Raw genomic sequence first — 26,305 nt, forward strand, 5'->3', positions numbered from 1 at the left:
GGATTTATCCCTATTGGAACGCGGAAATTACTTCAGCGACGGCGCGATGACGGCGCAGGCTTCGCAGAGGCCGGCAACGGCTGCGACAGACTTGTCGAAGGCTTCTTTTTCGGCCTTGTTCAGGTCGATCTCGATCACGCGCTCGATGCCGCCGGCACCGATGACGGTGGGAACGCCGACATACATGTCCTTCACGCCGTACTGGCCGGAGAGGTAGGCAGCGCAAGGCAGGACGCGCTTCTTGTCCTTGAGGTAGGATTCGGCCATCGCGATGGCGGAAGCAGCCGGAGCGTAGTAGGCCGAGCCGGTCTTCAGGAGGCCAACGATCTCGGCGCCGCCGTCACGGGTGCGCTGGATGATTTCTTCGAGGCGTTCCTTGGTGACCCAGCCCATGGTGACGAGGTCGGTCAGCGGAATGCCGGCAACGGTGGAGTAACGGGCGAGCGGCACCATCGAGTCGCCGTGTCCGCCGAGAACGAAAGCGGTGACGTCTTCGACGGAGACGTTGAATTCCTGGGAGAGGAAGAGGCGGAAGCGCGACGAGTCGAGCACGCCAGCCATGCCGACGACCTTGTTGGTCGGCAGGCCCGAGAACTTCTGCAGAGCCCAGACCATGGCGTCAAGCGGATTGGTGATGCAGATCACGAAAGCGTCCGGGGCATATTTCTTGATGCCGGCGCCGACCTGTTCCATGACCTTGAGGTTGATGCCGAGAAGATCGTCGCGGCTCATGCCCGGCTTGCGGGGAACGCCGGCGGTGACGATGCAGACGTCAGCGCCTTCGATCGCGGAATAGTCGCTGGCGCCGGTGAGGTTGGCGTCGAAGCCTTCGACAGGAGAAGACTGGGCGATGTCGAGACCCTTGCCCTGGGGAATGCCGTCCGCGATGTCGAACAGGACGATGTCGCCCAGTTCTTTCAGGCCGGCGAGATGCGCCAGCGTGCCACCAATCATGCCAGAACCAATAAGTGCGATCTTGTTGCGCGCCATTTCGGTGTATCCTTTGCGATCAAAATCCGTGGCGGGACACCTTGCAAGGCATCCACCATTGCCGCCAATCGCATAGACCCAAAGGTCGAAATTGGCAATTGATTATTTTTGGATCAGGTATTTCAATCGGTTAGATCGAAAATGTCTTACGTAAACGTAAGACATTTTGTCACCAAAACGTTACTCGGCGGCGCGTTTTGCCTGAGTCTGGGCAAGATATTCCGTGCTGCGCATTTCGAAAAGCCGCGATGCGGTGCGGTCGAACTCGAAGCCTTCCGTGCCGCGTTTTTCGATCAGAAGCTCCTCCGGCATCGCCTCGGCCGAAACGTAAAGCCGGATGGCATGATCGTAAAGCGTGTCGATGAGAATGATGAAGCGCTTGGTCTGGTTGCGCTTTTCCGGCCCGAGCTTCGGAACGCGGTCGAGAAATATCGTGTCGAACCGATTGGCGATGGCCAGGAAATCGGCTGCGCCCAGCGGCGCTTCACAGAGATCGGCGAACGAGAAGCGCGCCGCGCGATCGACGGCGAGCGGCACATGGATGGAACGCCCCTTCATCGGAATGTCTGACGGCTGTGCCTTGCGTCCGTGCAGCACCTGCACCCACGACGCATCCATTGCCATATCGGTGCGATCGTTGATCGGGGTCAGATAGACCGGCTGGCTATTCAGCTTCTCCATGCGGTAATCCGTTGGCGAGTCCAGCGTGACGACATCGACATGGCGTTTCAAAAGATCGATGAAAGGCAGGAACAGGCCGCGATTGAGGCCATCGCGATAGAGATTGTCCGGCTCGACATTCGATGTGGCAACCAAGACGCAGCCGAGCGAAAACAATTCGGAAAACAGCCGCGACAGGATCATCGCATCGGCAATGTCGGTCACGGTGAATTCATCGAAGCAAAGCAGCTCCGCCTGACCATAAAGGTCGGCTGCGACCGGCGGTACCGGATCGGCCTGCTTGGTCTCGCCATTCTTGAACTTCAGCCGGTGAGCAGCGATGCGGTTGTGCACATCCGCCATGAACTCATGGAAATGTGCCCGACGTTTCTTGCTGCAGGGCGCCATGTTGAAGAACATGTCCATCAGCATGGTCTTGCCGCGCCCGACACTGCCATGGATGTAGAGGCCACGAACGATCCCCGTCGGCCTCTTGCGCGCGGCAAACATCCAGCCAAGCGCGCTCGATTTGGTCGCCGGTCGCTTCCGCTTGAGATCGGCAAGCACGCGATCGAGGGATTTTGCGACATCCATCTGCGCCGAATCCACCTGAAGCGATCCGGAAGCCGTCAGCGTCTTTAGATGTTCGACGACGCTGATGGAATAGTCGGGCATGGGCTGCATGGGGAAATACCCGCCTGTGCAAGGAGGAAGCGGCTGGACGGCCCAGCCGCTTCAAAAGAGCTTATCGGCTGAGGCTGAGCGGCTGGCCGGATGCCGTGGAACCGTCGAAGCGCGAAGCGGCCGTCTTGTAGAGCGAGCCGATCTGGCTGCCGTCACGATTCTTGAGGATGACCTGCTTGCCGGACACTTCCCAGGAACCCATCGTCGTCAACTCGCCCGCGCAACCGCGCGTGCCGCCGCGCGAACCGCTGCCGAGATTGGTGAGCGTCAGGAACATGTCGCAGCTCGCGCCGCCATTGCTGACCTTCCAGCTACCGACCATGGATTCCTTGGTCACGTCCTGCGCGGAAGCGGCCATCGCCTGCTGTTGCTGCTGATTGGCAGCATTCGGCGTATTCGTCGGCGCTGCCGGGAACTGCGAGGCGCCGCCGGTGGTCGGCGGAAGCTGGCTGGATTGGACGGAAGGAACGGGTTGAGCCTGCAATGGCGCGGCAGAATATTCGTCGTTGTATGCTGTGCGCTGGCAACCGGCAAGCGACAGACCTATCGCCGCAGCCGTCGCTGCATATCTCAATTGCATCATCATACTCCTAATTGTCCACCATCGAGGTTTGCAAACTGGCGCTTAATTAAGTTGGAATTACCGTATTTCACTTTGGTTAATCAAGTCGCTACGGGACACAAATCGCTGGAGGCCATAGCTCCGCAGGAATCCGGTCATTTCAAGGCTTAACCAGACAAACCTCATCCGGCGAGTTCCTGCAGGTCCGCGTTCTAGCGAAGTTTGCTGGAGAAATCGGAACAACATGCAAGCGAGGCCGATAAAAATTCCGTGAGCTGCAGCGGCGGCATCCGCCTCTTCACCGAGAGCGGCCTACAGAATGATCCCGCTCCGACCCGATGTGGTCGAAGCGGTAATCATGGCGGTCAGGCTATTCCCGCCGCAACAGGGACGAACGGTCGGCGGCGGTCAGATCCGCCTCTCGACCATCATCTTCTTGATTTCGGCGATCGCCTTGGCCGGGTTCAGACCCTTGGGGCAGGTCTGGGCGCAGTTCATGATCGTGTGGCAGCGATAGAGGCGGAACGGATCTTCGAGATTATCAAGACGCTCGCCCTTTGCTTCGTCACGGCTGTCGATCAGCCAGCGATAGGCCTGCAGAAGAACGGCCGGGCCGAGATAACGGTCGCCGTTCCACCAGTAGCTCGGACAGGAGGTCGAGCAGCAGGCGCAGAGGATGCATTCATAAAGGCCGTCGAGCTTCAGACGATCCTCGTGGCTCTGCTTCCACTCCTTCGCCGGCGGCGGCGACACCGTCTTCAGCCAGGGCTCGATCGAGCGATGCTGGGCGTAGAAGTTCGTCAGATCCGGCACGAGATCTTTGACGACGGGCATATGCGGCAGCGGATAGATTTTCACCGTGCCCTTGATCTCGTCCATGCCCTTGGTGCAGGCGAGCGTATTGGTGCCATCGATGTTCATCGCGCACGAGCCGCAAATGCCTTCGCGACAGGAGCGGCGCAGTGTCAGCGTCGGATCGATCTTGTTCTTGATGTAGAGCAGACCGTCGAGCACCATCGGGCCGCAATCGTCGACATCGATGTAATAAGTGTCGATGCTCGGGTTCAGGCCGTCATCCGGGCTCCAGCGATAGACACGGAATTCGCGGGTGTTCGTGGCACCGGCCGGCTTCGGCCAGACCTTGCCTTCACGCATCTGAGAGTTCTTGGGGAGAGCGAGTTCAACCATTCTTTCTATCCACCTTCACGATGTTCAGAATTAATCCAATATCTGGCGCCTCACCAGATAGATGATACATTTTGTCTATCATCGAGGCTGCATCGAAGGCCCCGCGCGTCGCATTCCAACTTTTAAATTCTTCCGCAGAAGAAAGCGCCAGATAGCTACCTAGTATGGAGGCTACAATTTCCGAAACTAAGAAAGTCAGCGCGATCAGCATCGCATATGCGATCGCTTTAAACTCTGAGGAAGCCAGCAGCGCACTCGTCGCGCTCTCATCATCTTCAACGATTACTTTCATATGCGCGCCGTAGCTCCAGTGAGCATGATCACTCATCCACCCATACAAGCGCCCTACCTGAGGGAATTTAGCCGTCGTTGTCGCTATAGATTTGGTCGTCTTAGTCTTCTTGATCACCTCGCCGTCATCCAGGCCGTGCACAGCAAAAACCCAGGAGACTTGCTCAAGAATCATGCGCGCTATCGCTACCGCTTCAAACAGCGCACCTTTATCGGCTTCAGAGAATGCACGTTCAAAGCTATACAAGACTCGAATCAACGTTAAATCGCCAATCACTTCACCAATAGATGGCTCACGCGTTAGCAACTTTGGATACCATTTCAGTATCTCATCCAAGCAAGTGGTTTGCTCTCGGCAGCTCCGACGATAGAGCCGATCTAGACGAGCATCACCTCCAGGATCCTCTGAATACGGCTTGTCTTTGAAATACTTTCTGTAAATGTTGTCGACGGATTTATTCTGCAACGAGTATGTTAAAACAGCCGCGCTAATCATCTCACGGAGACGAGCCGGATAATGCTTATCAACGCCAACTTGATAAGCGCTCCTGTTCACTGGAACTTCAAAATCCTTTCGCATAGACAACGGAAAAGCGGCCCGTAGTTTTGACGAGACTCGCTCTCCGTCATCATCCGAAGCTTCGTCTAGTGACAACACTTAATATACTCGTGCCTTCGGCTCGATCTTGTGCGGATCGATGCCTTCGGCGATCAGGTCGGTGTGAACGGGACGATAGTCGAGCTTCACGTCGCCTGCCTCGTTGACCCAGGCAAGCGTATGCTTGCGCCAGTTTTCGTCGTCGCGGCCGGCAAACTTGCCCTCGGTATAGTCCTCACGGGCATGCGAGCCACGGCTTTCCTTGCGGGCTTCGGCGCCGTAGATCGTCGTGATGGCGTTTGCCATCAGGTTGTGCAGCTCCAGCGTCTCGACAAGGTCGGAATTCCAGATCAGCGAACGGTCGGTGACCTTGATATCGGGCATTTCCTTCCAGATCTCCGAAAGGCGGCGGCAGCCGGATTCCAGCGATTCCTGGGTGCGGAACACGGCGGCGTCTTCCTGCATGGCGCGCTGCATCTTTTCGCGCAGCACCGCCGTCGGCGTCGAGCCGCTGGCGTGGCGCAGGCGGTCGAAACGCTCCATAATCTTGTCGCAGGCGGCAACATTGACCGGCGGAACCGGGCTGTTGCGGTCGATGACCTGGCCGGCGCGGATGGCGGCGGCGCGGCCGAAGACCACAAGGTCGATCAGCGAGTTGGAGCCGAGGCGATTGGCGCCGTGCACCGAGGCGCAACCGGCTTCACCGACGGCCATCAGGCCCGGCAGAACACGCTCCGGATTGTTGCTGTCGGCATTCAGCACTTCACCCCAATAATTCGTGGGAATGCCGCCCATATTGTAGTGAACGGTCGGCAGGACCGGGATCGGCTCGCGGGTGACATCGACGCCGGCGAAGATGCGCGCGCTCTCGGAAATACCCGGCAGGCGCTCATGCAGCACGGCCGGATCGAGATGGTCGAGATGCAGGAAGATGTGGTCCTTGTTCTTGCCGACGCCGCGGCCTTCGCGGATTTCCAGCGTCATGCAGCGCGAAACGACGTCGCGCGAGGCAAGGTCCTTGGCCGACGGCGCGTAGCGCTCCATGAAGCGCTCGCCTTCGGAGTTGACGAGATACCCGCCTTCGCCGCGTGCGCCTTCGGTGATCAGACAGCCGGAACCATAGATGCCGGTCGGATGGAACTGTACGAATTCCATATCCTGCAGCGGCAAGCCGGCGCGGGCAACCATGCCGCCGCCGTCGCCGGTGCAGGTATGGGCCGAAGTCGCCGAGAAATAGGCGCGGCCGTAGCCGCCGGTCGCCAGCACCACCATCTTGGCGGCGAAGCGATGGATCGTTCCATCGTCCAGGCACCAGGCGACGACGCCGGTGCAGCGGCTGCCATCGTCGGACATGATCAGATCGAGCGCGAAATATTCGATGAAGAATTCAGCGTTGTTGCGCAGCGACTGGCCATAAAGCGTGTGCAGGATAGCGTGGCCGGTACGGTCGGCAGCGGCGCAGGTGCGCTGAACCGGCGGGCCTTCGCCGTAGTTCTGCATATGGCCGCCGAACGGGCGCTGGTAGATCTTGCCCTCTTCGTTACGCGAGAAGGGCACGCCGTAGTGCTCGAGCTCGTAGACCGCCTTCGGCGCTTCCATGGCGAGATACTGCATGGCGTCGACGTCGCCGAGCCAGTCGGAACCCTTGACGGTGTCGTAGAGATGCCACTGCCAGCTATCCGGCGTCATGTTCTGCAGTGAGGCGGCGATACCGCCCTGGGCTGCGACCGTGTGCGAGCGGGTCGGGAATACCTTGGTGATGCAGGCGGTTCGGAAACCCTGCTCGGCCATGCCGAGCGTGGCGCGCAGGCCAGCGCCGCCGGCGCCGACAACGATCACATCGTAGGAGTGATCGACATATTTATAGGCTTTCCCGTTCTGAGCGGGCCCATTCTGAGCGGATGAATTCGGTGCCATCGGTAATTATCCTACGAACGCGATCTTCAGAATGGCGAAGAGACAGAGCCCGGCCACGATGATCGCGAAGAATGTGTTGAGCATAAGAAGGACGATCTTGCTGATCTCGCTATGGACATAGTCCTCGATGATGACCTGCATGCCTATCCGCATGTGGATGACGCCGGAGATCACCATCAGGCCGAAAATAACGGCAACGATCGGGTTCGACAGCGCGTGCACGACTTCCGCGTAGGGCGCGCCGGCATAGATCATCAGGAAGATGACGAAGAAAATGATGAGAGGAACGTTGGCGACGGCGGTCAGGCGCTGGCGCCAGAAATGCTCCGTGCCTTCCTTAGCGGAACCGAGACCGCGGACTTTGCCCAGGGGAGTGCGCATATCCATGAGAAATATCCTTTAAAGCATGATCCCGAAAGCGTTCGAGCGCTTTCGAGAACAGTCATGCCAATCAAATCAGCCGGATGATAATGCCGATGATCCAGACCAGCGCGGTAAGACAGAGCGAGCCGACGAGCGTCGCCTTGGCCATCCTGGTCGAGACAGCGGGGTCGTAGCCGTATCCGAGATCCCAGACGAAATGGCGGAAACCGCCGAGCATGTGGTGCAGCAGCGCCCAGGTATAACCGAGCAGGACGAGCCGGCCGATGATCGAGCCCATGATCCAGTTGACCAGATCGAAATAGCCCTGGCCGGTCGCCGCCGCGATCAGCCACCAGGCGACCAGCAGCGTGCCGAAATAAAGCGCGCCGCCGGTGATGCGGTGGACGATCGACATGACCATGGTGGGAATAAGTTTGTAGACTTGCAGATGCGGCGACAGGGGCCGGTTTTGTGTGACGTTCGCCATCAGAACCTCGCGGCGTTACGATACGCTTCTATCCCGGAATATCTCCGGGGCAACACACGCCTGGGGGAAGTCCTGTGTGCGTTGCATCAATTGGACCATTAATCACGGAAAGGCACGTCGACAAGCACAATTGCTGTCTGCCTTGAATTTAATCGATTCGGATCAGCCGACACTTTTAGCGAGTGCGCAGAAACGACATTCTCCGATTGGCCATTCCACACGATTTTCCCGCTAACCGAGTAGACTTGGCGTCGCTCTTGCGGCACTCTGTTCTTCATATTTTATTAAGCATTTGGAGAGCGAGGCAACCTATGGGACAGCATCTTTTCAAGGCAGCAACGCTCGTCTTAGCGGCAGCCGCCGCCCTTTCGTCCATGTCGGCCTCCGCAGGCGATTATCGCCATGGGTACCGCCCGTTCCAGCATCATGGGCCATTTCCGCTGCACCCCGGACGCGTCGGTGCCTATGCCACGGAGGTCGCCTTTTCGACCGGCTATCGCCATGGATATCGGCCGTTCCATCATCGCGGCCCGGTTCGGTTGCAACAAATCTCCTGGCCGCAGCACTACACGCAGCCGCAACCGACCAGAATCATCCTCATGGATCGGCAATATGCCGCTGACATCGGCACCTATGCGGGCACGGCCGATATGTATCAGGCCGACGATGGGACTTATATTGTCGGCTATGGCGGCGGCTATGATCAATATCAGGGCGAACCGGCTGCATTGAAGCCGAGAGCCAAGATCATCAACGTCAAACGTGCCGGCAATGCCTGCTCCTACGAGGCCGGCGTCTGTGTGATTCGCCCCTGACGGTCGTTAGCCGGCTAGAAATCGCCAGACCGTGGTCTTCTTGACCTCGCTATCCTCCAGCGCCCGCGTCACCGGCACCTGATAGGTCGCCTGAAGCTCCAGACGATCCTTGGGCAGGTAGGCCCTCCCCGGATCGCCGACCAGCACAAGGCGATCCTCTCCCGCGAGCTGCCGGAACCAGGGAATCAGCCGATCGGCGAAATCGCGATCATAAAAGACATCGCCGGCGAGAATGACGTCGGCATCCGTAGCTTGGTCAATGAGATTGTCGCCTGTAAAATCGAGCGCAACGCCGTTTTCCGCAGCATTCAGCCTTACCGCGGTTTCCGCCCAGGGATCGATATCGGCGGCGAGCACATGGCTTGCGCCCGCGAGCTTTGCCGCAATCGCGACGAGGCCGGAGCCGCTGGCGAAATCCAGTACCCGTTTTCCGGCGACCATGTCGGGATGATCGAGCACATAGCGCGCAAGCCCCTGCCCGCCCGCCCAGGCAAAAGCCCAGAAGGGCGGCGGCAGGCCGATCTCTTCAAGTTCTTCCTCCGTCTTCAGCCAGAGATCATGGGCTTCGCTTGCCAGATGCAGCCGGATTTCCGGCACATGCGGCGGCGCCATGAGACTGGTATTCGCACGGATGAAACTCTCCGGATCGGTCTTCAAAGCGTCCTCGAATTACGGGTCAGACGGGCGGATTGTCGAGTTCGCCCATGCGGCAGACTTCGAGATATTCCTCATCGGTCACCGGCTGCACGGAAAGCCGCATCGAGGTGACGAGCGACATCTGCGAGAGCTTCGGATTGGCTTTGATATCCTTTAGCGACACCGGTTTCGGCATGTCGCACACGGCGCGGATATCCACGCAATCCCAGCGCGGATCGTCCTTGGCGGTCGAATCGGGATGCGACAGCGCGCAGACCTCGACAATGCCGACGATCTCCAGCCCTTCGTTGGAATGATAGAAGAAGCCCTTGTCGCCGATCTGCATCGCCCGCATGTTGTTGCGGGCGAGATAGTTGCGCACTCCGGTCCATTCCGTGCCCTTCTCGCCAGCCTTCTTCTGTGCCTCCCAGGACCAGGAGGACGGCTCGGATTTATACAGCCAGTGCGCCATGTTCATACCTCCGGATTGTTGAAGACCCAGTTGAACGGCTTGATCTCTACGCTCTCGAACAGGCCAGCCTTGGTGTAGGGATCGGCATCGGCGATCGCCTTCGCCGCCTCGATCGTTTCGGCACTGACGACAACCAGGCTCCCATTCGGCTTGCCTTCGGCATCGAGGAAGGGACCCGCCATCTTCAGCGTACCCTCGGCATTGAGCTTGTTCAAATGCTCGAGATGCGCAGGGCGCGTGTCCATGCGGACATTCAAATGACCGGGCTTGTCCTTGCAGACAAAGGCAAACAGCATTGTTTCATTCTCCTATGGAAATCAGCAGATCATCAGGGGTGATGGATAAAGTCTCATCCACCGAAGGTCATCTTGTTTCTGCGCGAAGCGGATTGATAATATCGAGGCCCCAGAAATCGGCCTCATTGTGCGTGACGATGATGCATTCATTCGCGATTGCGACGGAAGCGATCAACATATCCAGCGGGTCACGCTGCCGCCCCGCTGCTCGCCCCTCCGCCATGAGTTGCGCCCATACCAAGGCCGCGTTCTCATCGAAGGAAAGAATACGTCCGGCGAAATACGCCAGTGGTCCTTGTGCACCGAGAAACCAGGTTTCGAGGTCATCGCGCATACGCCCCGCCGGCATGATCAGGATGCCGCGCTGAATCTCGGCGATCGTGGAGGCTGCGATGAAGAGATCATCGTCTATTTGGGCTTGAAGCCATCTGGCAAGATCAGGTGACGGCTCTGGTTTGATCGTGTTGCTGATAATATTGGTATCGAGCAAATAACGGGTCAAAGATCGATCTCGCGCACTTTGCCACGAACTCGTTCAAGATCGATATCCGCGCCGACGAGGGGCGAACTACGCAGCCAGGCATAAACGCCACCTTTCTTCGGCGGCTCGCCGGAGAGCGTCTGGTTCAGGACATTACGGATATATGCCGCTTCGGTCCCTCCTTCCGCCAGACGCCGCGCCACAGAACGAATGAGCGCCCGATCACTATCAAGGCCCAGCACTTCGAAACGAGCCAGGCCGCGCTCCTCGATACGTGAGCGGTAATTTTGAATTGCACGCTTCTGTGAACTGCCCATTCTGGCCTCCGCGATATTACCGGTAATATATCCAGTAATCGCGGTGCATTCAAGTTCAAGTCATTCCGTCGTGATCGGCCGGGTCATCAATTGCCCAATGGCGGTCGCTATGTCGAGCTTGCCATCGATGATGGCCGAGACCGCTTCGGTGATCGGCATGTCGACGCCCAGCTCAAGTGCCAGCCGCGCCGCGATCGAGGCGGCATAAGCGCCTTCGACGAGGTCGCCATGCGATGGATCCGCCGCCTCGCCGCGGCCGAGCGCGATGCCGAAACGCAGATTGCGGGATTGGTGGCTGGTAGCGGTCAGCACGAGGTCGCCGAGGCCGGAGAGACCGCGCACCGTTTCCGCCTTGCCGCCCTTGGCGACGACGAAGCGCGACATTTCCGCAAGGCCGCGGCTGATCAGTGCCGCGCGCGCCGAATCGCCGATGCCGCGCCCTTCGACAATGCCGCAGGCAATCGCCAATACATTCTTTAGCGCGCCGCCAAGCTGCACACCGACGCGATCGTCGGAGGCATAGAGACGGAATGTCGGCCCTGAAATCGCTTGCGCCAGCCGTTCGGCCACCGCCATATCGCCGGCGGCGATCGCCATAGCCGTCGGCAGGCCCTTGGCAATGTCGGTCGCAAAGCCCGGACCGGAGAGAACCGCAATGGTGTGATGCGGCAATTCCCGCTCCAGCATGTCGGTCAGGAGATCGCCTGAGACCTTGTCGATGCCCTTGGCGCAGGTGACGACGACGGCATCTTCCGCCAGGTAAGGCCCGTAATGGCGCGCCGCATCCGCCTGCGCCTGCGACGGCATGGCGAAAAGCACGATGCCAGCGTCCGAAATCGCGTCCGGCTCGGCCGAAAATTGCAGCGAATCCGGCAATTCTATGCCCGGCAGAGCCGTATCATGCAGACGATCATCCCTGAGATCGGCCATCAGAGCCGCCTTGCGCCCGACCAGCGTCACCTGGCTCTTGCCGGTCAAGGCGATGACGGAGGCGAGCGCCGTGCCGAAGGCGCCGGCGCCAACCACTGCGATGCGTTCACTATCGCTCATGCCTTCGCTCCTCGTTTGCCATGCCCCAAGAGAGTTTCCGCCTTCTGATCGAGCGGCCAGCGCGAGCGCGGCTGCACATCGAGGCCGTCGGGTGCCGCACCTGTCGCCATGCGCTCCAGCCCCGCCCAGGCGATCATCACCGCATTGTCGGTGCAGAGGTGCAGTGGCGGCGCGATGAAGCGGAAACCGTTGAGATCGCAAAGCTCCTGCAGCGTGCGGCGCAGCTCGAGATTGGCGGCGACACCGCCAGCGACGACCAGCGCCGGCTTGTCCGCCCTGTTTGGAAACTCCTTTTTGAAGCGCTGCAAGCCACGCCCGATCCGGTCCTTCAAGGTGCGTGAGATCGCCTTCTGGAAGGAGGCGCAGATATCGGCGATATCCCGCGCGTTCACCGGCGCGATCGCCGTCGCCGCCTGTCGCACTGCAGTCTTGAGGCCGGAAAAGGAAAAGTCCAGCCGCGTCTCGCCGACCAGCGGCCGAGGGAAGTCGAATCGGTCCGCATTGCCGTTCTGCGCCGCCGCTTCGACCGCCGGGCCGCCGGGATAGGGCAGACCGAGCAGCTTCGCCGTCTTGTCGAAGGCTTCGCCCAGCGCATCGTCGATGGTCGTGCCCCAGCGCTCATATTCGCCGACGCCGCGCACCAAAATCAGTTGCGTGTGGCCGCCGGAGACGAGCAGCATGAGATAGGGAAAGGTGAGGCCATCCGTCAGCCTTGCCGTCAATGCATGGCCCTCTAAATGATTGATGGCATAGAGCGGCTTGCCGGTCGCCCTCGAAATCGCCTTGCCGGTCATTAGCCCGACCAACAGGCCGCCGATCAGACCGGGGCCGGATGTGGCCGCGATGGCGTCGACATCGGACAGCGACACATTGGCGCGCTTCAGGGCCTCGTCGATCAACGTATCCAGCGCCTCGACATGGGCCCGCGCGGCAATTTCCGGCACGACGCCGCCATAGGCGCTATGCTCGTCCAACTGGCTCAAAACCACGTCGGAGGCAATCGTGGCCGTGCCATCTTCCCGGCGCTCGACAATGGCCGCGGCGGTTTCGTCGCAGCTTGTTTCGATGCCGAGAATGCGAAGAAAGGACGCCATGGAAGCTGTTCGTTGCCTGTTGGTCGATTGCGATGAAGCGGAAATATGGTTACGGGAACTGTCGGTAACAACGGATCAAAGCGGATGCAAACAAAACCTTTCCGGATCGGCACGCGCGGCAGCCCGCTTGCGCTGGCGCAGGCACACGAGGCCCGCGACCGCCTGATGGCGGCGCATGGCTTGCCGGAGGAGATGTTCGAGATCGTCGTTCTGAGCACCAAGGGCGACCGCATTACCGACCGTTCGCTGGCGCTGATCGGCGGCAAAGGCCTGTTCACGGAAGAGCTGGAACAGAAACTGACCAAAGGCGAGCTCGACTTTGCCGTACACTCGGCAAAGGACATGGCGACAAAGCTGCCGGAAGGGCTGGCGCTATCGGCCTATCTGCCGCGCGAGGATATCCGCGATTCCTTTATCGGCCGCACCGCGCCGAAGCTGATCGACCTGCCGCATGGCGCAACCGTCGGCTCCGCCTCGCTGCGCCGCCAGGCGCTGATCCGGCGCCTGCGCCCAGATATCAACGTCATAACCTTTCGCGGCGCCGTCGAAACGCGTCTGCGCAAGCTGGAGGAAGGCCAAGCGGACGCGACATTGTTGGCTCTCGCCGGCCTGAAACGGCTCGGCAAGGTGAATGTGATCACTGACATTCTCGACCCAGATGAATTCCCGCCGGCGCCAGCGCAAGGTGCGATCTGTATCGAAAGCCGCGTCAGCGACGACAGGACGAACGACCTGCTCGCCGCCATCAACGACGCACCGACCTTTGACACCGTTTCCTGCGAACGCGGCTTCCTGGCGGCACTGGACGGCTCCTGCCGCACGCCGATCGCCGGCTATGCCGTCTGCGAGGGCGACCATATCAGGTTCTTCGGCATGATCCTGACGCCCGATGGCCAGCAAGTGCACACCACCACCATCGAAGGTCATCGCCGGGACGCCGAGGCGCTCGGCACCAATGCCGGCCAGGCGATCCGCACTGAAGCCGGCAGCACCTTCTTCGAAGACTGGACCTGATATCCGATGCGTGTCGTCGTCACCCGTCCGGAACATTCGGGTGAACGCACCGCCCGACGGCTTGCGGAGATGGGGCATGAGGCGATCCTCTTGCCGCTGACAAAGCCCGTGCATGATGCCGAGGCGGCTCTAAAGGGGCTTGAGGAAACAAGCGGTGCCATCGCCGTCACCAGCACCGAAATCATACGTGTCTTGGAACATGTGAAGCCGTCATTGCGGTCGATTATCCATCGGCCGCTTTTTGCGGTCGGCAACGCGACCGCGCAGGCTGCCCGGGAGATCGGCTTCAAGAGTGCCGTGGGCGTGGGCGGCGGCAACGGAGCCCAGCTAGCGGAGCTGATCAGCCAGCAAAGCGCCGAATTCGGAGATTTGCCACTGCTCTATCTGGCAGGCTCCCCGCGCGCAGCCGGCTTCGAAGCGCGGTTGGCGCAGCTCGGGATCGCGTTCCGAACGGTCGAATGCTACCGCATGGAGGACGTCATGCCCGACATCGGCACGCTGGCCCGCGTCCTTGTCGATACTCCCGCGGATGCGATCCTCTTCTATTCCCGCGAGACCGCCCGCCGCTTTTTCGCCCTGCCTTTTCTGCGCGTGCACTCTGACACCCTCGCTCAAACGCGAATGCTCTGTCTCAGCGGAGCAGTTGCCGAGGTGGTGCCGGCGGCGCTGCAATCACTTGTGGAAATCGCCGCCGTGCCGGACGAAGACAGCCTTCTGGCGCTTCTGGCAGCGAAGTGAGGTCGCAATTTTGATCTAACCTCTTTCCATAATCGATCTGTCTGTCTACTTTCGCTGCAGCGCATGAAAAGAGGACCTCATGGTATCGGGAAATCCGCCAAACCATTCGAAGCCCAACGACGAGCCGATCACGATCGATCTGGAAGCTGAGGAAACCGCTCGAACCGCGGTTTCCGAGGAGATGACGGAGCGCAATCACAGCGACCCCGGCAGTTCGTCCGCCAATGAGGTGGAAATACCGCCGGAAATGGAAAAGGAACCGGTGGCGGAAGAGGCCGACGAACCGGTCGCGGAGCCTGCGGCAGAAGATCCTAAAGCCGCAACCGCGGGGGAACCGGAACCTCCCCGCTCCGATGCCGAGCAACCTTCTGCGCCCCAGCGGCAGCAAGGGGCAACGTCTGGCCTGATCGCCGCGGGCATCGTCGGCGGGCTGATCTCCCTCATCTGCGTCGGCGCCATCCAATATGCCGGCCTCCTGCCCGGCGGCCGGCCGGCAAAAGACCATTCCGCCGATATTGCCGCGCTCACAGACGAAATCGACGGGCTGAAGCAGACCGTGTCCAATCTCGCTGCCAACTCCGCCGCAACATCGGACACCACCCTTGCAGCCCGCGTCGCAGCCCTTGAGACAGCGGCCGCCAATAACACGGGCGCAAGCGGATCATCCGGTACAAGCAGCGGCGATGCGGACCAGAAGATCGCAGCGCTCAGCGCCGAAGTGGATCAATTGAAGGCGAGCCTTGCTCAGGCGACGCAAAGTCAGGCCTCATCCGACGCCGATGTCAGCAAACGCCTTGATGACGCTGAAAAGAAGCTGAACGCGCCGAGCCAGGAAAGCGCTGTCGCCCGCGCCATTGCGGCTGCGGCCCTGAAGGCGGCGATCGATCGCGGCGGTCCCTTTCAGCCTGAACTCGATACCTACGCCAATGTCGCACCTGATGACCCTGCGGTTGCCGATCTGAAGGCGTTCGCCCAGACGGGCATTCCCTCGCGCGCCGATCTCATTCGCCGTGTCTCCGATGTTGCGACGGCGATCGTCAGTTCGACGCAGCAGGACGATCCGAACCAGAGCTGGAGCGACCGGCTGCTGAGCAGCGCCAAATCCCTGGTGCAGGTGCGCCCGGTCGGCAACGTCACCGGCGATAGCGTCGAGGCCATTACCGCCCGCTTCGAGGACAAGGTGAAGAACGGCGATCTGCCCGGAGCGATCACCGAATGGAACAGCCTGCCGGACGCCGCCAAATCGGCCTCCGCCGCCTTCAAGCAATCATTGGAAGCTCGCATCCGGGTCGAAGACCTAGTCAGCGACGCGCTGTCGAAGGCGATCGCCGACACCGGAAAACAAAGCTGAGGCGGGGAAGAGAATGATCAGACTGCTTATTTTCGCCGTTCTCGTCCTGCTGCTTGGCTATGGCTTTTCCTGGCTTGCGGATCGCCCTGGCGATCTTTCCCTGGTCTGGGGTGGCGAACTCTATCAGACCAAGCTCATCGTCGCTGCCGGCATCCTGATTGCGCTGATCGCCGTCGTCATGGTGGTCTGGTGGTTTATCCGCCTCATCTGGACCTCGCCGCATTCCGTCACCCGCTATTTTCGCGCCCGCAAGCGCGACCGCGGCTATCAGGCCTTGTCCACGGGGCTGATCGCCGCCGGTGCCGGCAACGCGCTGCTTGCCCGCAAGATGGCGGCGCGCACCCGCGGTCTGATCCGCGCCGACCAGGAGCCGCTGATCAACCTGCTGGAAGCACAGGCCGCGCTAATCGAAGGCAAGCATGACGAGGCCCGCCAAAAATTCGAGCTGATGGCCAACGACCCGGAAACCCGCGAACTGGGTCTGCGCGGCCTTTATCTCGAAGCCAAACGGCTTGGCGCGCACGAGGCGGCGCGGCACTATGCCGAAAAGGCTGCCGACCAGGCGCCCTATCTGCCATGGGCAGCGCAGGCGACGCTGGAATACCGCAGCCAGGCCGGCCATTGGGACGACGCCATCAAGCTTCTCGACCAGCAGAAGATCGCCCGCGTCATCGATAAGGATACCGCCAACCGCCAGCGCGCCGTATTGCTGACCGCGCGCGCCAATCAAAAGCTCGAAGGCGATCCGTCCGGCGCCCGGGACGATGCGCTGGCTGCATTGAAGCTGTCCCCCGATTTCGTGCCGGCCGCGCTGACAGCCGCCAAGGCGTTGTTTCGCGAAGACAAGGTGCGCAAGGCCGCTTCCATTCTCGAACAGGTCTGGAAGGTGGAGCCGCATCCGGAGATCGGCAGGGCCTATGTCCGCGCCCGCAGCGGCGATTCCGTCTCCGATCGCCTGAAGCGTGCCGAACGGCTGGAAGCGACGCGCCCGAACAATGTCGAAGCGCTGCTGATCACGGCAAAGGCGGCACTCGACGCCCGCGACTTCGCCAAAGCCCGCTCCAAGGCGGAAGCCGCGGCTCGCATCGATGCCCGCGAAGGCGCCTTCCTGCTGCTGGCCGATATAGAAGAGGCCGAGACCGGAGACCAGGGGCGCATCCGCCATTGGATGGCGCAGGCATTGCGCGCGCCGCGCGATCCGGCCTGGCTCGCCGATGGTTTCGTCTCCGACAAATGGCTGCCGCTGTCGCCGATCACCGGCCGCCTCGACGCCTTCGAATGGAAGGCACCCTTCGGCCAACTCGAAGGGCCGGTGGAAGAGGGCACGACCGTCTCGGTCGATGCCGCGCTGAGGTCGCTGCCGCCGGTGCGCGAGACCGCTCCGCCCGCAACTGCTGCGACAAAACCCGCTTCACCAACAGTTGCTTCGCCGGCTGCCGGCACCTCTGTTATAGAATTGGAGCCGATCGCCAAAAAGCCGGCGCCCGTACCCGCCGCCAAAACCGAGCCGGCGAAGGAGCCGGAACCAAAGCCCTTCTTCGGCGGCGCGCCGGACGATCCGGGCGTAAAAGATCTCAAGCTTGAACCGGAACCCAAGACACGGCTGAAGCTCTTCTAAGAATGGAATCGAATGTTCGAACGCTTTCAGGAATTCTTTCAGAATCTGACCAAGGAACACCCTAAATCCGGCTTTGCTCCCGACGATCCGCGTATCGCGGTTGCGGCGCTCTGTTTCCAGGTGATGGAAGCGGACGGCAAGATCGAGGAAAGCGAGAAGAAGCGGCTTCGCAAGCTGCTGAAGAGCCAATACGGTCTCGATGGCCGTCAGCTCGACGCTCTGATCGCCGCCGGCCAGGAGGCCGAGAGCGAGGCGGTCGATTATTATCGCTTCACCTCCGATCTGAAGCGCCATCTCAACAGCGAACAGCGCCTCGAGCTTCTCGGCATCCTCTGGGACATCGTCTATGCCGATGGCGAACGCAGCGAGATGGAGGATCATGCGATCTGGCGCATTGCCGACCTCATGGGCATCTCCGACCGTGACCGCGTTGTCAAACGCCAAGAGGCAGCCGCCCGCGCCCCGGGTCACAGAAGGGAAAGTGCGGATGATGATTGAGGCGCCGCAGGGCGGTGGACATCGCCCTGTATTGATCATCCTGCACCAGGAACGCTCCAGCTCCGGCCGTGTCGGCCAGATGCTCTTGGACAAGGGTTACGATCTCGACATCCGCCGGCCGGTACTCGGTGACCGATTGCCGCCAACACTGGAGGGGCATGCCGGCGCAGTGGTCTTCGGCGGGCCGATGAGCGCCAATGATCCCGACGATTTCGTCAAGACTGAGATCAACTGGCTCGACGTGCCGCTGAAGGAAAATCGCCCCTATCTCGGCATCTGCCTCGGCGCACAGATGCTCGCCCGCCACCTCGGCGCCAAGGTGAAGGCCCGCGACGACGGCAAGACCGAAATCGGCTGGTATCCGCTGCAGCCGACGGAAAAGGGCCGGCTTTTGATGCGCCACTGGCCGCAAATGGTCTATCACTTTCACCGTGAAGGTTTCGACTTGCCGCATGGCGCCGATCTTCTGGCGACCGGCGAGACCTACCCTAACCAGGCCTATCGCTATGGCGCCAATGCCTGGGGCCTGCAATTCCACGCGGAACTCACCCGCGCCATGATGCAGCGCTGGGTCGTGCATGGCGAGCATCGCTTTTGCATGCCGAACGCCCAACAGGGTCGCGAGCATCTGGAGGGTCGCATGATCTTTGACCCCCCGCTCAGAGCCTGGCTGTCCGATTTCCTCGATCTCATTTTCGAGGGCAAGCAGGCGATGGCGGCTTGATCGGCTCACGATCATATCCCCCAAGCGTCACCCCTGCTTTTCTTCCCTCACGGATTGGGCGCCTATCGGCGGACCGAGCAACAGGTTGATAAGCACCAACAGTCCCATGGCTCCCATCATGCCGGCGATGCGATTCATGGCCGGCAGCAGACTGTCCGCGGGGCCGGTATCCTGCACGAGCGTCAGGATCAAAGCGATGGCCGCCTGCGAACCGACGCCGGCGATGCCGTACGGCCCGTTCTGAATCTGCATGGCGAGCCAGGTGCCTGCCATCAGCAGCAGAAGCCAGGGCACGAAGGACTGGCTGATCGGCAAGAATAGCACCATCGTGCCAAAACAGCCGCCCAGGATGCATCCGGCCACCCGTTGCAACATGCGCTGAGCAATCGCCGACTGGTCCTTCTCCGAGACCCCGGTGAGCGTGGGGACAGCCATGACCGCACCGATCGAAATCGCCATCTGGCTGAGGTTGGGCAATTCCAACTGCCGCCAGACCAGCGGCACGGCGGCAACCGCCATGCCTGTCCGCATGGCATGTGACAATACATGCCAGTTTCCACCCAGCAGACTATGCCAGCCGGGCGGTGGCGCCACGACCTCGCCTTCCGCAGGTGCCAGCAGCCATGTCACCAGCAAGGCCGTGGCGGTGCCGAGCACGATCTCGACGGCACGATAGAAGGCAATGGAAAGCGCCAGCGTCGGATCGTCCAACGAGCCGAGCGTGACTATCATCGCCGTGATCCCGCCAAGGAGCCAGGCATAGCCATGGGGGCTCAGCAACGCACCAAGGATGGCAAGCGTGCCGGTGGCGAAAAGAAGCAGCACCGTCGCCACGGGGTCATAGACGGCCCAAGGCACAAGGGCGAAGCTCAACACCGCGCCGACCAGCGTTCCCACGATCCTCAGCCCGCCCCTCTGCCACGATTGCGGATGGCTCGCCTGCACGCATATGAAGGCGCTGATGGCGGCCCACCAGGGATTGTTGAGCCTCAGGAGCAGAGCGAAAACGAGCGCGAGCCCGACCGCCAGCGCGGCGATATTGGCTTGCAGCAAGCGTGGACCGGAAAGGCTCAGCTCCGACAGCTCGCCGCGGATCGCATGGACGAGCTCTGCAAGAGCCCGCCTCATGGGAAGATCAGCGTGCTGGCATCCGATCCCATATAAAGGGTCAGGTCGGATGGAGGATCGACCAGCTTGAATGTTACCGGGAAGCGGCGCCTCAGCCTGATCCAATCGGTGGTGGGAGCGACATAAGGCAATATCCCATCCTCATCGGGACCTCTGCTGATGCCGCGCGAGACACCCTCGATGCGAGCGCGATAGAGGCGCCACGGGTGCGTGTCGAGCCACACCCATGCTGCTTTGCCGGGCTCAAGCTTCCTGATGTAGTTCTCCTTGTAGTTCGCGACGATGCGCCAGCCCGCCGCATCGACAATCCCGACCAGCGCCTTTCCGGCCGAGGCCGTATCGCCCACACTCAGGGAGAGATTGTTGACCGTGCCATCGACGGGCGCGCGGATCTCGGTCTGGCTGAGCTGCCATTCCGCCAAGGCCAGCGCGGCCTGCGCCTGCGCGGCAACGGCATCCTGGCTGGCGACAGACCGGGATGCCTTGTCGACCGCCTCGCGCGCCGCCGCCTGTTCCGTGGCCGCCCGCTGTTGAGCGGAAACCCCGTCGGCGGCAGTCAAGGCCACCTGCTTCTGATCAATGCCGGCCTGTTGTAATGCAGTCGTCGCCGCCGTCAGCCGATCCTGAGCCGCCTTCCGCTCATCGTCGGCAAGCTTGTGGTTCGCAGCCGCTTCCTGAACCGCTGCCTTGCGTTGATCGACGACGAGTTGGAACGGCAGCTTGTCGATGACAGCCAAAAGATCGCCGCGCCGTACCTCCCGGTCGTTGGCGATATCGACGCTCACGATGACGCCCGTCACCTGCGGCGCAACCGTCACGAAATTCGTGGTGACATAGGCATCGTCGGTATAGGCAACGAACGATGTCAAAACCTGCCAAACCGCCAAAAGCGCCAGCAGACTGGCTATGCCCACGACAAGCCGAAACGCACGCCGGCGCTCGGTTGGCACATCCGGCGGCGCAGATGGGTCTGGCTCGATCGGTTCGTTGCTCGTCGTGTTGCTCATGGCGACAACATGCGCGCGGAGTTACCAGCATGACAAGAAAATTGTGGCTCACGCCACCTGCGGCTCGCCCTCTCGGTCCGGCGCGTTCAGACTGTCGATCTTGCGTAGTTGCGGAAAGCCGGTTGCCCAGATGATCGCGACGGCCAGCGTACCGATGCCGCCGATGACGACGGCAGGGACGGCGCCGAAATAGCGCGCCATGGTGCCGGCTCGGAATTCGCCGAGCTCGTTCGACGCGCCGACAAAGACCATGTTCACGGCATTGACGCGGCCGCGCACATGATCCGGCGTCCAGAGCGTGATCAGAGTTTCGCGGACATAGACCGAGATCAGATCGGAGGCCCCCATGACGGCAAGGGCTGCGATCGATAGCCACGGCGTATGCGAAACGCCGAAAACCAGCGTTCCCACTCCAAACATTGCGACACCGATGAACATGCAAATCCCGGCCCGATGCCGGATGGGATAGGTCGCCAGAAACAGGCCCATGGCAATCGCGCCGAAGCTTGGAGCAGCGCGCAGCAGGCCGAGGCCCCAGGGACCGAGCGTTAGGATATCGCGCGCATAGACAGGCATCAGCGCCACGGCGCCGCCGAGCAGCACCGCAAAGAGATCGAGCGAGACGGCGCCAAGCACCACCTTTTCCGACCAGATAAAATGGAAACCGGCGAGGATCTCGTTCAAGCTCCTCGATTCATGTGCAACACGTTGCTGCGGTTTCGGAATGAGGAAGGTCAGCAGCGAACCGGCTGCGAAGAACAGGACGGCGACGGTATAGGAAACGCTCGGGCCGATACCGTAGAGCAGGCCGCCCGCGACGGGACCGAGAATGGCGGCCGCATCCCAGGACATAGAATTCCAGGTCACCGCGTTCGACAGATCTTCCGGCGGAATGAGATTGGGCGCCAGCGATTGCGTTGCCGGCGTCATGAAGGCGCGCTCGATACCGAAGACGGTGAGGATCAGGAAAACCGGAAGCGGCGCGAAGGTGCCGGAAACGGTGAGGAACAGCAATGCCGCGGCACAGATCGTGCCGACGAAAATGCAGATGGCCGCCACCATACGCCTGTTGTAGCGGTCGGCAACGGTGCCAGTCACTAGGATCAGAAGTAGGGAGGGAAGAAACTGCACCAGACCGATCAGGCCGAGATAGATCGGATTGCCGGTATGGTCATACATCTGCCAGCCGACGGAGACGCTGACCACCTGCGTGGCAAACGCCGTCAGAAAGCGGGCAAAGAAGAAATAGGTGTAGGCGACATGCCTGAACGCGGCAAACCGGTCTCCGCTGGAAACCAACGACATGAGATGAGGCTTTCCGGCCGGAGCTGCGCAGGAACCCTCGGCCTGTTAAACATGATTCAGCGTGCTTCAAAGCATGGGACTTGCCCGTTAAGTCGCCAATGTCTACATGTCTGTCAACCGCGAAATGGAGACGGACATGCTCGCCTTATTTCAAACCATTGATCTGGCTTTGAATCTTTATACTTGGGTGCTGATCGCCAGCGCTATTTTTTCATGGCTCTATGCATTCAATGTTATCAATTCGAGCAATCAGTTCGTCAACTCGGTCGGAAGTTTCCTCTATGCAGTCACGGAGCCGGCGCTTCGTCCGATCCGGCGCGTGCTGCCCGATCTCGGCGGCATCGACATTTCGCCGATCATCCTGCTGCTGATCATCTTCTTCTTCCGTTCCCTGATGTGGAACACGCTTTACCCGCTCGTCGGCCGGTGAGCGAAGCCTGGCAGATTTTTGCCGATCATGTGAGACTGTCCGTCCGGCTCACGCCCAATGGCGGGCGTGATGCAATCGACGGGTTCGAGACCGGCGCCGACGGCGAGGCCTATCTCAAGGCGAGGGTCTCCGCCGTGCCGGAAAAGGGCAAGGCCAACAAGGCGCTGATCGCGCTTCTCGCCAAGAGCTTCGGCATCCCCAAATCCTCGATCAGCCTCATTTCCGGCGACACCGCCCGTAAAAAAATCCTCCGGATCGATGGCGACCCGGAGGATTTGAGAGGCAAGCTGAACGCTATAGCGAAAAACTGATCACTTCGCCTTCTTGGCGCGCTCGATCGCTTCGAGAATGAGTTCGCCGGCTTCCTTCGAGCCCTTCCAGCCGTAGATCTTCACCCACTTGCCGGGCTCCAGATCCTTGTAGTGCTCGAAGAAATGCTCGATCTGCTTCACGGTAATTTCCGGCAGGTCGGTATATTCCCGGACCTTTTCGTAGCGCAGCGTCAGCTTCGGCGAAGGAACCGCGATGATCTTTTCGTCCTTGCCGGAATTGTCTTCCATCATCAGCACGCCGATCGGGCGCACGTTGATAACGCAGCCCGGAACCAGCGGACGGGTGCTGGCGATCAACACGTCGATCGGGTCGCCGTCTTCGGAGAGCGTGTGCGGAACGAAGCCGTAATTGCCCGGATAGGTCATCGGCGTGTAGAGGAAACGGTCGACAACCAGCGTGCCGGCATCCTTGTCCATTTCATACTTGATCGGATGACCGCCGACCGGAACTTCAACGATGACGTTGACGTCTTCGGGCGGGTTCTTGCCAATGGAAATCGCGTCGATGCGCATGCGTCTCCCCTAATAAGGATGGTTGCTGCAGCCAGATAATCGGAATCATGACGCAACGCAACAAGGCATTGGGACGATGCGGGATTTTAATGGATGATCGCAGCCGCCGCCTTAGGGCCAGACGAAGCCGATCTTCTTGAGCTGCTTGCGATCGAAGGTCTCGATGCCCTCGCAGAAATCGGCACCGCCCTGGCCGCGATAGAAGCGGTCCGCATTCTCGTTTTCCTCGAGGCACCAGACGACCAATCCCTTGCACCCCAGCGATTTCAGGAGCCGGCGCGCTTCACCGAAGAGAAGCCGGCCAAGGCCGATGCCCTGATATTCCGGGCGAAGATAGAGTTCGTAGATCTCGCCTTCCTGAGGCAACGCGCGGGCGCGGTTGAGGCCGAGCGTGGCGTAACCGGCGATCTCGCCGGCGACGTCGAGGACTAGAAGGGTTGCCGGCCCGCTGGTCGCCTTGCGCCACCAGGCTTCGCCCCGGCGCTCGATCATCTGGCTGAGCGCGCGATGCGGAATGATGCCCGTATAGGTGTACTGCCACGACTGGCGGTGCACCTCGGAAATGGCTCGGGCATCATGCGGTTCTGCCCGACGAACATCAATCGACAACGTCTTCATAACGTCTACTCTGGTCCCGCCAGCGAAAATTAACCATCCACAAATCATGCGGACAGACGATTTGTTCACAGTCTTTACCTGTGGACGACTGCTGAAAATTAACGCATTTTTAACCTTTGCGACAAGGGCTCAAAAATCGAACACACAAAATAAAACCCCGGCACAGGGGCCGGGGTCAATTCGTCCGAAGCGGTACAAGTCGCGCTATTATGCGTAGCGAGCCTTCTCGAAACGCTTACGCTCGTTCGGATCGAGGTACATTTTACGCAGGCGGATCGACTTCGGCGTGACTTCGACCAGCTCGTCGTCCTGGATCCAGGAGAGCGCGCGGTCGAGCGTCATGCGGATCGGCGGCGTCAGCTTCACGGCTTCATCCTTGCCGGCGGCGCGGATGTTGGTGAGCTTTTTGCCCTTCAGCACGTTGACTTCGAGGTCGTTGTCGCGGCTGTGAATGCCGATGATCATGCCGGCATAGACCTTCTCGCCGGCGTCGATGATCATCGGGCCGCGGTCTTCCAGGTTGAACAGGGCATAGGCCACGGCTTCGCCGGCTTCGTTGGCGAGCAGCACGCCGTTGACGCGGCCGCCGATTTCGCCCTTGTACGGCTGGTAGTCATGGAACAGACGGTTCATGACGGCGGTGCCGCGCGTGTCCGTCAGAAGCTCCGACTGATAGCCAATCAGGCCGCGGGTCGGTGCGAAGAATACGAGACGGACGCGATTGCCGCCGGAAGGCCGCAGCTCGGCCATCTCGGCCTTGCGCTCCGACATCTTCTGCACGACGATGCCGGAATGCTCTTCATCGACGTCGATGACGACTTCTTCGATCGGCTCGAGAAGCTGGCCGCTCTCGTCTTTGTGCATGACGACGCGCGGACGCGACACGGCAAGCTCGAAGCCTTCGCGGCGCATGGTTTCGATCAGAACTGCAAGCTGCAATTCGCCGCGGCCGGAAACGTAGAACGAGTCCTTGCCTTCGGCTTCTTCGATCTTCAGCGCAACGTTGCCTTCGGCTTCCTTGAACAGGCGATCGCGAATGACGCGCGAGGTGACCTTGTCGCCCTCGGTGCCGGCATAGGGGCTGTCGTTGACGATGAAGGACATCGTAACGGTCGGCGGGTCGATCGGCTGCGCGATCAGCGGCTCATTGACCTGCGGATCACAGAAGGTGTCGGCGACGGTGCCCTTGGAAAGGCCGGCAATGGCGACGATGTCACCTGCCTGCGCGTCTTCGATCGGCTGGCGCTCGATGCCGCGGAAAGCAAGGATCTTCGAGATACGGCCGGTTTCGATCAGGTTGCCGTCAGCGCCCAGAACCTTGACGGCCTGGTTCGGCTTGATCGAGCCGGAATGGATGCGGCCGGTGATGATGCGGCCGAGGAAGGGGTTGGCTTCTAGGATCGTGCCGATCATGCGGAAAGGACCTTCGCCGACGGTCGGCTCCGGAACGTGCTTGACGACGAGATCGAGCAGCGGCGCCAGACCTTCATCCTTCGGGCCTTCCGGCGAATAGTTCATCCAGCCGTTACGGCCGGAACCGTAAAGGATCGGGAAGTCGAGCTGCTCGTCGGTGGCGTCGAGATTGGCGAAGAGATCGAAGACTTCGTTGATGACTTCGTCGGCACGGGCATCCGGACGGTCGATCTTGTTGATCGCGACGATCGGGCGAAGACCGACCTTCAGCGCCTTGCCGACGACGAATTTGGTCTGCGGCATCGGGCCTTCGGCAGCATCGACGAGAACGATCGCGCCGTCCACCATCGACAGAATACGCTCGACTTCACCGCCGAAGTCGGCGTGGCCGGGGGTGTCGACGATGTTGATGCGGGTATCCTTCCAGACGACCGAGGTCGCCTTAGCGAGAATGGTGATGCCGCGTTCCTTTTCCAGATCGTTGGAATCCATGACGCGTTCGGCAACGCGCTGGTTCTCGCGGAAGGAGCCGGACTGCTTCAGAAGCTCGTCAACGAGGGTGGTTTTCCCATGGTCAACGTGCGCGATGATCGCGATGTTGCGAAGTGCCATAATCTTGTATCTCTGAGGCTGGGGCGCGGTATGAAGTGAACACGCCAATTACATTTGGCGCGCTCATACCCTTTTTTTCGCGTTTGCGAAAGGGGGGAGGCAA

At 60.7% G+C, this 26,305-nt stretch carries 30 protein-coding genes; 9 read left to right on the forward strand and 21 right to left on the reverse strand.

The features are described from left to right. Positions 1–27: 27 nt before the first annotated feature. The 8 genes from mdh to sdhC all read right to left on the reverse strand — a co-directional run bounded on the left by mdh (position 28) and on the right by sdhC (position 7,740). On the reverse strand, positions 28–990 hold the full coding sequence (mdh, locus tag NXC24_RS18415; RefSeq protein ID WP_104824603.1) for a malate dehydrogenase: 963 nt from the start codon (positions 988–990) through the stop codon (positions 28–30). 180 nt (positions 991–1,170) lie between these two features. Continuing rightward, positions 1,171–2,334, reverse strand: coding sequence for a cell division protein ZapE (gene zapE / locus NXC24_RS18420; protein WP_104824604.1), 1,164 nt, complete (start codon positions 2,332–2,334; stop codon positions 1,171–1,173). Between the two features lie 61 nt (positions 2,335–2,395). Then, positions 2,396–2,914, reverse strand: a complete 519-nt coding sequence (locus tag NXC24_RS18425; RefSeq protein WP_104824605.1) for a protease inhibitor Inh/omp19 family protein — start codon at positions 2,912–2,914, stop codon at positions 2,396–2,398. Between the two features lie 390 nt (positions 2,915–3,304). Further along, complete coding sequence (locus tag NXC24_RS18430) at positions 3,305–4,084, reverse strand: succinate dehydrogenase iron-sulfur subunit (RefSeq protein ID WP_104824606.1); 780 nt, start codon at positions 4,082–4,084, stop codon at positions 3,305–3,307. After that, positions 4,077–5,033, reverse strand: a complete 957-nt coding sequence (locus tag NXC24_RS18435; protein WP_104824607.1) for a hypothetical protein — start codon at positions 5,031–5,033, stop codon at positions 4,077–4,079. Before NXC24_RS18435 ends, NXC24_RS18430 begins: the two co-directional genes overlap by 8 nt. Further along, positions 5,034–6,890, reverse strand: a complete 1,857-nt coding sequence (gene sdhA / locus NXC24_RS18440; RefSeq protein ID WP_104824608.1) for a succinate dehydrogenase flavoprotein subunit — start codon at positions 6,888–6,890, stop codon at positions 5,034–5,036. Between the two features lie 6 nt (positions 6,891–6,896). Further along, entirely contained in the window at positions 6,897–7,277 is a 381-nt protein-coding gene (gene sdhD / locus NXC24_RS18445) for a succinate dehydrogenase, hydrophobic membrane anchor protein (RefSeq protein WP_104824609.1), read from the reverse strand. Between the two features lie 64 nt (positions 7,278–7,341). Next, complete coding sequence (gene sdhC, locus NXC24_RS18450; protein WP_104824610.1) at positions 7,342–7,740, reverse strand: succinate dehydrogenase, cytochrome b556 subunit; 399 nt, start codon at positions 7,738–7,740, stop codon at positions 7,342–7,344. Positions 7,741–8,051: 311 nt separating this feature from the next. Here sdhC and NXC24_RS35725 point away from each other — a divergent pair, with 311 nt between their 5' ends. Continuing rightward, positions 8,052–8,555: a hypothetical protein gene (locus NXC24_RS35725; RefSeq protein WP_245463904.1), complete on the forward strand. Its 504-nt coding sequence runs from the start codon at positions 8,052–8,054 to the stop codon at positions 8,553–8,555. A 6-nt stretch (positions 8,556–8,561) separates the two neighbouring features. On the opposite strand, the gene NXC24_RS18460 is transcribed toward NXC24_RS35725, so the two are convergent. From NXC24_RS18460 to tsaD, 7 genes are all read right to left on the reverse strand, one after another. Beyond that, positions 8,562–9,212 carry a methyltransferase gene (locus NXC24_RS18460; RefSeq protein ID WP_104824611.1) on the reverse strand — a complete coding sequence of 217 codons (651 nt, stop codon included), beginning with the start codon at positions 9,210–9,212 and terminating at the stop codon, positions 8,562–8,564. A gap of 19 nt (positions 9,213–9,231) precedes the next feature. Next, the gene (locus NXC24_RS18465; RefSeq protein WP_104824612.1) at positions 9,232–9,663 is read right to left on the reverse strand and encodes an EVE domain-containing protein; all 432 of its coding nucleotides are present in this window, start codon (positions 9,661–9,663) and stop codon (positions 9,232–9,234) included. 2 nt (positions 9,664–9,665) lie between these two features. Next, on the reverse strand, positions 9,666–9,959 hold the full coding sequence (locus NXC24_RS18470) for a YciI-like protein (RefSeq protein WP_104824613.1): 294 nt from the start codon (positions 9,957–9,959) through the stop codon (positions 9,666–9,668). 67 nt (positions 9,960–10,026) lie between these two features. Next, entirely contained in the window at positions 10,027–10,461 is a 435-nt protein-coding gene (locus tag NXC24_RS18475) for a PIN domain-containing protein (RefSeq protein WP_104824614.1), read from the reverse strand. Continuing rightward, positions 10,458–10,757: a hypothetical protein gene (locus tag NXC24_RS18480; RefSeq protein ID WP_104824615.1), complete on the reverse strand. Its 300-nt coding sequence runs from the start codon at positions 10,755–10,757 to the stop codon at positions 10,458–10,460. Before NXC24_RS18480 ends, NXC24_RS18475 begins: the two co-directional genes overlap by 4 nt. Before the next feature lie 60 nt (positions 10,758–10,817). After that, on the reverse strand, positions 10,818–11,807 hold the full coding sequence (locus NXC24_RS18485; RefSeq protein WP_104824616.1) for an NAD(P)H-dependent glycerol-3-phosphate dehydrogenase: 990 nt from the start codon (positions 11,805–11,807) through the stop codon (positions 10,818–10,820). Beyond that, positions 11,804–12,901, reverse strand: a complete 1,098-nt coding sequence (gene tsaD, locus NXC24_RS18490; protein WP_104824617.1) for a tRNA (adenosine(37)-N6)-threonylcarbamoyltransferase complex transferase subunit TsaD — start codon at positions 12,899–12,901, stop codon at positions 11,804–11,806. The genes NXC24_RS18485 and tsaD overlap by 4 nt, the downstream gene beginning before the upstream one ends. An 84-nt stretch (positions 12,902–12,985) precedes the next feature. Here tsaD and hemC point away from each other — a divergent pair, with 84 nt between their 5' ends. From hemC to NXC24_RS18520, 6 genes are all read left to right on the forward strand, one after another. Beyond that, positions 12,986–13,915: a hydroxymethylbilane synthase gene (gene hemC / locus NXC24_RS18495; protein ID WP_104824618.1), complete on the forward strand. Its 930-nt coding sequence runs from the start codon at positions 12,986–12,988 to the stop codon at positions 13,913–13,915. Positions 13,916–13,921: 6 nt separating this feature from the next. Then, on the forward strand, positions 13,922–14,653 hold the full coding sequence (locus tag NXC24_RS18500) for a uroporphyrinogen-III synthase (protein ID WP_104824619.1): 732 nt from the start codon (positions 13,922–13,924) through the stop codon (positions 14,651–14,653). Positions 14,654–14,732: 79 nt separating this feature from the next. Next, positions 14,733–16,004, forward strand: coding sequence for a mitofilin family membrane protein (locus NXC24_RS18505; RefSeq protein WP_104824620.1), 1,272 nt, complete (start codon positions 14,733–14,735; stop codon positions 16,002–16,004). Positions 16,005–16,017: 13 nt separating this feature from the next. Further along, on the forward strand, positions 16,018–17,622 hold the full coding sequence (locus tag NXC24_RS18510) for a heme biosynthesis protein HemY (RefSeq protein ID WP_104824621.1): 1,605 nt from the start codon (positions 16,018–16,020) through the stop codon (positions 17,620–17,622). 12 nt (positions 17,623–17,634) lie between these two features. After that, positions 17,635–18,120, forward strand: coding sequence for a TerB family tellurite resistance protein (locus NXC24_RS18515; RefSeq protein ID WP_104824622.1), 486 nt, complete (start codon positions 17,635–17,637; stop codon positions 18,118–18,120). Further along, positions 18,113–18,844: a glutamine amidotransferase gene (locus NXC24_RS18520; RefSeq protein ID WP_104825246.1), complete on the forward strand. Its 732-nt coding sequence runs from the start codon at positions 18,113–18,115 to the stop codon at positions 18,842–18,844. Before NXC24_RS18515 ends, NXC24_RS18520 begins: the two co-directional genes overlap by 8 nt. A gap of 27 nt (positions 18,845–18,871) precedes the next feature. On the opposite strand, the gene NXC24_RS18525 is transcribed toward NXC24_RS18520, so the two are convergent. The 3 genes from NXC24_RS18525 to NXC24_RS18535 are packed head-to-tail and all read right to left on the reverse strand — an operon-like array spanning position 18,872 to position 22,284. After that, entirely contained in the window at positions 18,872–19,972 is a 1,101-nt protein-coding gene (locus NXC24_RS18525; protein ID WP_104824623.1) for an FUSC family protein, read from the reverse strand. Then, positions 19,969–20,979, reverse strand: coding sequence for an HlyD family secretion protein (locus tag NXC24_RS18530; RefSeq protein ID WP_104824624.1), 1,011 nt, complete (start codon positions 20,977–20,979; stop codon positions 19,969–19,971). Before NXC24_RS18530 ends, NXC24_RS18525 begins: the two co-directional genes overlap by 4 nt. A 48-nt stretch (positions 20,980–21,027) precedes the next feature. Further along, complete coding sequence (locus tag NXC24_RS18535) at positions 21,028–22,284, reverse strand: MFS transporter (RefSeq protein WP_104824625.1); 1,257 nt, start codon at positions 22,282–22,284, stop codon at positions 21,028–21,030. 136 nt (positions 22,285–22,420) lie between these two features. Between NXC24_RS18535 and NXC24_RS18540 the strand changes: the two genes are divergently transcribed. Together NXC24_RS18540 and NXC24_RS18545 are read left to right on the forward strand one after the other, a co-directional pair. Then, positions 22,421–22,714, forward strand: a complete 294-nt coding sequence (locus NXC24_RS18540) for a YggT family protein (protein ID WP_028751312.1) — start codon at positions 22,421–22,423, stop codon at positions 22,712–22,714. Further along, positions 22,711–23,025, forward strand: coding sequence for a DUF167 domain-containing protein (locus tag NXC24_RS18545; RefSeq protein ID WP_104824626.1), 315 nt, complete (start codon positions 22,711–22,713; stop codon positions 23,023–23,025). Before NXC24_RS18540 ends, NXC24_RS18545 begins: the two co-directional genes overlap by 4 nt. Here NXC24_RS18545 and ppa read toward each other — a convergent pair whose 3' ends face one another. The 3 genes from ppa to typA all read right to left on the reverse strand — a co-directional run bounded on the left by ppa (position 23,026) and on the right by typA (position 26,202). Then, entirely contained in the window at positions 23,026–23,559 is a 534-nt protein-coding gene (ppa, locus tag NXC24_RS18550) for an inorganic diphosphatase (RefSeq protein ID WP_028751314.1), read from the reverse strand. It lies immediately after the preceding gene. A 111-nt stretch (positions 23,560–23,670) separates the two neighbouring features. Continuing rightward, positions 23,671–24,177, reverse strand: a complete 507-nt coding sequence (locus NXC24_RS18555) for a GNAT family N-acetyltransferase (protein WP_104824627.1) — start codon at positions 24,175–24,177, stop codon at positions 23,671–23,673. Between the two features lie 207 nt (positions 24,178–24,384). Further along, positions 24,385–26,202, reverse strand: coding sequence for a translational GTPase TypA (gene typA / locus NXC24_RS18560; RefSeq protein WP_104824628.1), 1,818 nt, complete (start codon positions 26,200–26,202; stop codon positions 24,385–24,387). Positions 26,203–26,305 lie beyond the last annotated feature (103 nt).

Origin of the sequence: Rhizobium sp. NXC24, from assembly GCF_002944315.1 — a bacterium.
Lineage (GTDB): Bacteria > Pseudomonadota > Alphaproteobacteria > Rhizobiales > Rhizobiaceae > Rhizobium.